This window comes from Plasticicumulans acidivorans (assembly GCF_003182095.1).
GTDB lineage: Bacteria > Pseudomonadota > Gammaproteobacteria > Competibacterales > Competibacteraceae > Plasticicumulans > Plasticicumulans acidivorans.
The window spans coordinates 520107-526106 of the sequence record NZ_QGTJ01000003.1; the positions used below are offsets into that span (position 1 = coordinate 520107).

Consider the following 6000-nt stretch of genomic DNA (forward strand, 5'->3'; position numbering starts at 1 on the left):
ATCTGAATGCCGCGTATGTCGTGCTGAACATCGACGATCACCCTCACACACCCACGCACCTCAAACGGTATGACCAGAGGTAATCACGCAAGCACCTGTCCCTCATCGCGCCATCGTGTTCACGTCATGTGAAAAAAGTATTACCGCTTGTTTATCGACTTTCTCGACAGGTCTATGGTCGACTGCTAGGCTAACTTGGTCATACCAGTGCTCCAATAAAGGAACGACAGCGTGAAACCGGCCAAGATATCTGACGTGATCACCCACCAGATCGAGGCCATGATCCTCGAAGGCGGACTCAAACCCGGCGACCGCCTGCCGCCCGAGCGCGAACTGTCGGCGCGCTTCGAGGTATCGCGGCCGAGCCTGCGTGAAGCGATCAAAAAACTCGAAGCGCGCGGGCTGGTCGAGACCCGCCGCGGCGGTGGTACCTACGTCTCCAATCTGCTCGATGACTCCTTCAGCAACCCCTTGCTCGGGCTGCTGCAGAATCACCCGGAAACGCTCTACGAACTGGTCGAGATGCGCCAGGTGCTCGAATCGGTCACCGCCCGCTACGCCGCGCTGCGCGCCACCGACGAGGACCGCCAGCTGCTGCGCATGCGCTACGAGGCCATGCTGACAGCTCACCACAACCGTACCGACCCCGCTGTCGGCGCCCGTCTCGATACCGAGTTCCACATCGCCATCGCCGAAGCGGCGCACAACGTCGTGCTGCTCTACATCATGCGCGGCCTGTTCAATCTGCTGCACAGCGGTATCTCGACCTCACTGGCCAAGCTGTACACGCGCGCCGGCAGTGCGGAATCGATCGATGCCCAGCACAAAGAGCTTTTTGATGCCGTGATGGCCGGTGACGGCGAACGTGCGCAGACAGCGGCGCATGCGCATCTCGACTTCGTGCAGCGCACGCTGCTGGAGATCGACGAAGAGGAAAAGCGCATCGAGCGCTCCCGCCGCCGGTTGCAGGGCCTGATCGACTGACGCCGCCCCTTCCTTGCCGTCTCATCATTCACGAGGCGTGCACAATGAAAAAAGGCGCCGGAGGCGCCTTTTTTCCGACCGTCCGCCAACGCGGACACACGTCGCTATTTATTGATCGGCACCAGCAGCACCGGAACATCGGAGCGCACGGTGATCTTGTGCGCCACCGAGCCGATCAGCATTTCGCCGATGGCACTGTGTCCATGCGAACCGAGCACGATCAGATCGGCCTTGAGCCGTTCCGCTTCCTTGAGGATCAGTTCCGCGGCATTGCCCTCAAGGATCTGCACGGAAGCAACGACGTCCTTGCTGGCGAGATCGGGATTGGCGGCATCGAAGGCCGCCAGACGGCTGTCGAGATCCTCACGGATACGCTTGATGCCGTCGGTGCGGATCTGCTCGATGATTTCGTTCGGAACGTAGGCATCGAGCGTCACATTGGCATAGTCACCGATGGCCTCGATCACCGTCAGGATGTGCACCTTCGCCTCGAAGCGCCGAGCGATGCCGGCGGCGTGGCGAAAGACCTCCGGTCCACGCGGCCCCAGATCGGTCGCGTAGAGGATGGTGCTGATACCGTAGGCCATTTGGTCTCCCCTTTTTCCGTTACGGGTCTGTATGCATCAAGCTTAGCCTTGGCACCGCAGGCCGCCAATCGGTCCAATGGCCTGACCATCACTGTGCATGACGCGCGTCAAGCCATCGCTCCAGCCAGCCGCTCAGCCCTCGCCGGCCTGCTGCTGGCGCAACACGCGTGCGACGCGGTCGAGGGCACCGTTAACGAAACGGTGGCTCTGCTCGGCGCCGAAACGCTTGGCCAGTTCGATCGCCTCGTTGATGATCACACGGTACGGCATATCGGCGCGCGCACTCAGCTCGTAGGTGGCGATCCACAGGATCGCTTTCTCGATCGGATCGATCTGTTCAAGCGGACGGCCGAGAAACGGGCGCAGCAACTCGCTGAACGCATCGAGGCGCGCCGGCACCTGGTGCATCAGCTCGCGGAAATAATCCGCATCGGCTTTCAGCATCGCCCGGTCGGCGATCACGACTTCGTCAACGGTCGCCTGCAGGCGCTCGCTGTCAGCGGGGGCCGAGGCGGGATTCAGGCCGTCGACCTGCAGCAGACGCTGCGCATAGGCGAGATCGCCCTGCATCGCACCGCGGCTTTCGAACTCACGCACCAGGCGGCGCAGAAAGTGTTTGCCGACCGCTTCACGCACGACGGCGGCGACCAGCGCCGGATCGCTGCTCGCTGCCTGCGCCATCACCTCGCGCTGCAGCAGTGCCTGCAGGGCGTCACTGCCGAGCTCGCCGCGGGCGAACGGTGCCTGTGCCGCACGCTCGGTCGCGGCACGCAGCTGGCGCAACAGGTATTCCGCCCGCTCTGCCGCCACACTTTCCCTGAAGCAGGCGACGAGCTGCGCGGCATCCGCCAGCCCGCTCACGGTATGCAGCCACTGGTCGAACAAGCGATGCAATTCAGCATCGTCGACGAACTGCTCTTCGATCAGACCGACGTCCTGGCCGGTGCTCTGCCACTGATAGAGCGCCTGCAGCGCGTAGCGACGCGCCCAACTGCGGGCACGATGCGTGGCCCGCTCACTTCCTCGACTCATCGTCAACCTTCCAGCACGCGCAGCAGACTGACCATCTCCAGTACCGTCAGCGCGGCCTCGGCACCCTTGTTGCCGGCCTTGGTGCCGGCACGCTCGATGGCCTGCTCGATGGTGTCGACTGTCAGCACACCGAAACCGACCGGCAGGCCCTGATCGAGCGCCACGCGCGACAGGCCCTTGACGCATTCACCGGCAACGAAGTCGAAATGCGGTGTGCCGCCGCGGATCACCGCACCGACGGCGATGATGCCGTCGAAGCGCTCGCTCTCGGCAGCGCGCTGCGCCACCAGCGGGATTTCGAAGGCGCCGGGCACGTTGATCAGCTCGATCTGATCCTCGCTGACGCCGTGCCGGGTCAGGGCATCGATCGCACCGCTGACCAGACTGTCGACGATGAAGCTGTTGAAGCGGCCGGCGACGATGGCGAAACGGGCATCGGGGACGCGGAAGTCTCCGCTGACGGTCTTGATGTTGGGCATGGGAATCTCCCGCGTGGACAGCGGAACGGGCCGGCCCGGCGATCGGGCCGGCGGTTTGTCAGGAGTCGTAGCCGACGACTTCGAGATCGAAGCCGGACAGGCCGGTGAACTTGCGTGGGGTGCCGAGCACACGCAGGCGGCGCACGCCGAGGTCGGCCAGGATCTGCGCGCCGATGCCGTGCGTGCGCAGCTCATGCGCGGATTCCGGTGCCGGCGGACGCGCCGCCTGCGGGCCGTTGACATGGTAATGGCGCAGGCGGCGCACCAGCTCGCGCGCCTCCTCCTGGCGCGCCAGCACGACGACCACACCGCCGTCCGGGTTGGCGGCGATGCGCGCCATCGCGTCGCGCAGCGGCCAGCCGCATTCGGAAAAACGCGCACCGAACAGGTCGCCGAAGACGTTCTGCACGTGCACGCGCACCATGGTCGGGGTGTCCGCACACGGGGTACCGCGCACCAGCGCGTAATGCAGCGCGCGGTCGATCTGATCCTGATAGGCGATCATGCGGAAGCTGCCGAACTCGGTCGGCAATTCGCACTCGGCGACGCGCTCGATGGTCTGCTCATGGACCAGGCGGTAGCGGATCAGGTCGGCGATGGTGCCGATCTTCAGTCCGTGCTGCTCGGCGAAGCGTTCGAGGTCCGGGCGCCGCGCCATCGTGCCATCCTCGTTGAGAACCTCGACGATGACCGCCGCCGGCTCGAAGCCGGCCATGCGTGCCAGATCACAACCGGCTTCGGTATGACCGGCGCGGGTCAGCACGCCGCCGGGCTGGGCCATCAGCGGGAAGATGTGCCCCGGCTGGACCAGATCCTCCGGGCGGGCGTCCGGGCGCACCGCGGTACGCACCGTATGCGCGCGGTCATAAGCGGAGATGCCGGTGGTCACGCCCTCGGCCGCTTCGATCGAGACCGTGAAGTTGGTCGCGAACGGCGTGCCGTTCTGACTGACCATCAGCGGCAGGCGCAATTGCTGGCAGCGCTCGCGGGTCAGGGTCAGGCAGACCAGGCCGCGGCCGTAGCGCGCCATGAAGTTGATGTCCTCGGGCCGCGCCAGCGAGGCGATCATCAGCAGATCGCCCTCGTTCTCGCGATCCTCGTCATCCATCACGATGACCATGCGCCCTTGGCGCAGGTCGGTGAGCAGTTCTTCGATCGAGTTGAGCGCCATGATTACTCGCTGCCCGAAGGCTGTGATCCCCCGGAGCGTCTCCTGTCAAGCCGCCGCGCGCACGCGCGGAACCAAGGTCACGCGCAGGTCATGACCGACCCGGCGCACATCACGCCATTCAAGTTCGATGCGCTGCTCCATGCGTTCGAGCCCCGGCAATCGGCACAGGCCCCGCGCAGCATCGCCGAGCAGCAGCGGTGCCAGATACAGCACCAGTTCATCCACCAGACCGGCCTGCAGCAGACTGCCGGCCAACCGGGCACCACATTCCACATGCACTTCATTGCAGCCTCGGCGCGCCAGCTCGGCCGCGACCGCCTGCAGATCGAGCCCGCCGCCCGCCGCCGCAGGCAATGTCGCCAGCTCGGCACCGGCTGCGCGCAACATCTGTGCACGCAGGTCATCAGGCGGCAGTGCCGTCAACAGCAGGGTCCCGCCCGGCAAGCCGAGCAGGCGGGCATCGGGCGGCGTGCGCAACGTCGAGTCGAGCACCACGCGCAGCGGCTGGCGCTCGGCTGCCGGCAGGCGCACGTTCAGGCTCGGATCGTCGGCGACTACCGTGCCGACGCCGGTCAGTACCGCGCAGGCACGCGCCCGCAGCCGCTGCACATCCTCGCGCGCCGCCGCAGCGGTGATCCACTGGCTTTCGCCTGAGGCCAGCGCCGTGCGGGCATCCAGGCTCGCTGCCAGCTTCAGTCGGAACAGTGGCCGCCCCGCACGCATGCGCAGGCAGAACCCGGCATTCAGCGCCAGAGCCTCAGGCTCCAGCACACCGCACTCGACGTCGATGCCGGCCGCGCGCAGGCGCTGCAGGCCACGCCCGCTCACCTGCGGATTGGGGTCCTGCATCGCCGCGACCACCCGACTGACACCGGCAGCCACCAGCGCATCGGCACACGGCGGCGTGCGGCCATGGTGCGAGCAGGGTTCGAGCGTGACATAGGCCGTGGCACCACGCGCCCGCTCACCGGCCGCGCGCAAGGCATGGACTTCGGCGTGCGGCTCGCCGGCCCGCTGGTGCCAGCCCTCGCCGACCCGCTCACCGTCGCGCACGATGACGCAGCCGACACGCGGATTCGGCGTCGTCGTCGTCAGGCCGCGGGCGGCAAGGCGCAAAGCGCGCGCCATGAAGCGATGATCGTCGGCCGTGCTCACGTCGGTTTGCTGTCCGTTTTCGCCGGGCCCTGCAGGCGCTCGATTTCTTCGCGGAAGGCGTTGACGTCCTGAAAGCTGCGGTAGACGGAGGCGAAGCGCACGTAGGCGACCTGATCCAGCTCGCGCAGCTCGTCCATCATCCATTCGCCGAGCTGGCGGCTGGCCACTTCGGACTCACCGCCGGCGCGCACGCGGCGCAGCAGGCTGACCAGCGCGGCATCGATGCGTTCGAAACTGACCGGGCGTTTTTCCAGTGCCCGTAGCATGCCCGAACGCAGCTTCTCGGCATTGAACGGCTCGCGACGGCCATCGCGCTTGACGACCCGCGGCATCACCAGCTCGGCGATCTCATACGTCGTGAAGCGCGCGCCGCAGGTCACGCATTCGCGACGCCGGCGCACGCGATCACCCTCCGGCGTCAGCCGTGAATCGACGACCTTGGTATCGGCCGCACCGCAGAACGGACAATGCACGCGCTCGCGCCCGCTGCCGTCGCGTCAGTCCGCGTACACCGGGAAGCGCGCGCACAGCGCCGCCACTTCCCCGCGCACCCGCGCGATCGTCGCCTCGGCCTCCCCCGCCGCCAGCGCAT

General features: G+C 66.5%; 7 protein-coding genes. 1 reads left to right on the forward strand and 6 read right to left on the reverse strand.

Annotated features, from left to right (window positions below; translation table 11 throughout):
- Positions 1–231: 231 nt before the first annotated feature.
- On the forward strand, positions 232–984 hold the full coding sequence (locus C7443_RS07820; RefSeq protein WP_246004589.1) for an FCD domain-containing protein: 753 nt from the start codon (positions 232–234) through the stop codon (positions 982–984).
- 104 nt (positions 985–1088) lie between these two features.
- Here C7443_RS07820 and C7443_RS07825 read toward each other — a convergent pair whose 3' ends face one another.
- The 6 genes from C7443_RS07825 to nrdR all read right to left on the reverse strand — a co-directional run bounded on the left by C7443_RS07825 (position 1089) and on the right by nrdR (position 5881).
- Positions 1089–1571 (reverse strand): universal stress protein, encoded by a 483-nt coding sequence (locus C7443_RS07825; protein ID WP_110018015.1) that lies wholly within the window; start codon positions 1569–1571, stop codon positions 1089–1091.
- A 132-nt stretch (positions 1572–1703) separates the two neighbouring features.
- Positions 1704–2603 (reverse strand): transcription antitermination factor NusB, encoded by a 900-nt coding sequence (nusB, locus tag C7443_RS20260; RefSeq protein ID WP_110018016.1) that lies wholly within the window; start codon positions 2601–2603, stop codon positions 1704–1706.
- Positions 2604–2605: 2 nt separating this feature from the next.
- Positions 2606–3082: a 6,7-dimethyl-8-ribityllumazine synthase gene (ribH, locus tag C7443_RS07835; protein WP_110018017.1), complete on the reverse strand. Its 477-nt coding sequence runs from the start codon at positions 3080–3082 to the stop codon at positions 2606–2608.
- 58 nt (positions 3083–3140) lie between these two features.
- On the reverse strand, positions 3141–4253 hold the full coding sequence (gene ribBA, locus C7443_RS07840) for a bifunctional 3,4-dihydroxy-2-butanone-4-phosphate synthase/GTP cyclohydrolase II (protein WP_110018018.1): 1113 nt from the start codon (positions 4251–4253) through the stop codon (positions 3141–3143).
- A gap of 45 nt (positions 4254–4298) precedes the next feature.
- A complete protein-coding gene (gene ribD, locus C7443_RS07845) occupies positions 4299–5408 on the reverse strand; it encodes a bifunctional diaminohydroxyphosphoribosylaminopyrimidine deaminase/5-amino-6-(5-phosphoribosylamino)uracil reductase RibD (protein WP_281279389.1) in 1110 nt (369 codons plus the stop codon).
- Entirely contained in the window at positions 5405–5881 is a 477-nt protein-coding gene (gene nrdR, locus C7443_RS07850; RefSeq protein WP_110018019.1) for a transcriptional regulator NrdR, read from the reverse strand. The genes ribD and nrdR overlap by 4 nt, the downstream gene beginning before the upstream one ends.
- Positions 5882–6000 lie beyond the last annotated feature (119 nt).

Coding starts and splice junctions, on each gene's coding strand:
- C7443_RS07825 (WP_110018015.1), bottom strand. CDS start 1,571: ATGGCCTACGGTATCAGCACCATCCTCTACGCGACCGATCTGGGGCCG.
- nusB (WP_110018016.1), bottom strand. CDS start 2,603: ATGAGTCGAGGAAGTGAGCGGGCCACGCATCGTGCCCGCAGTTGGGCG.
- ribH (WP_110018017.1), bottom strand. CDS start 3,082: ATGCCCAACATCAAGACCGTCAGCGGAGACTTCCGCGTCCCCGATGCC.
- ribBA (WP_110018018.1), bottom strand. CDS start 4,253: ATGGCGCTCAACTCGATCGAAGAACTGCTCACCGACCTGCGCCAAGGG.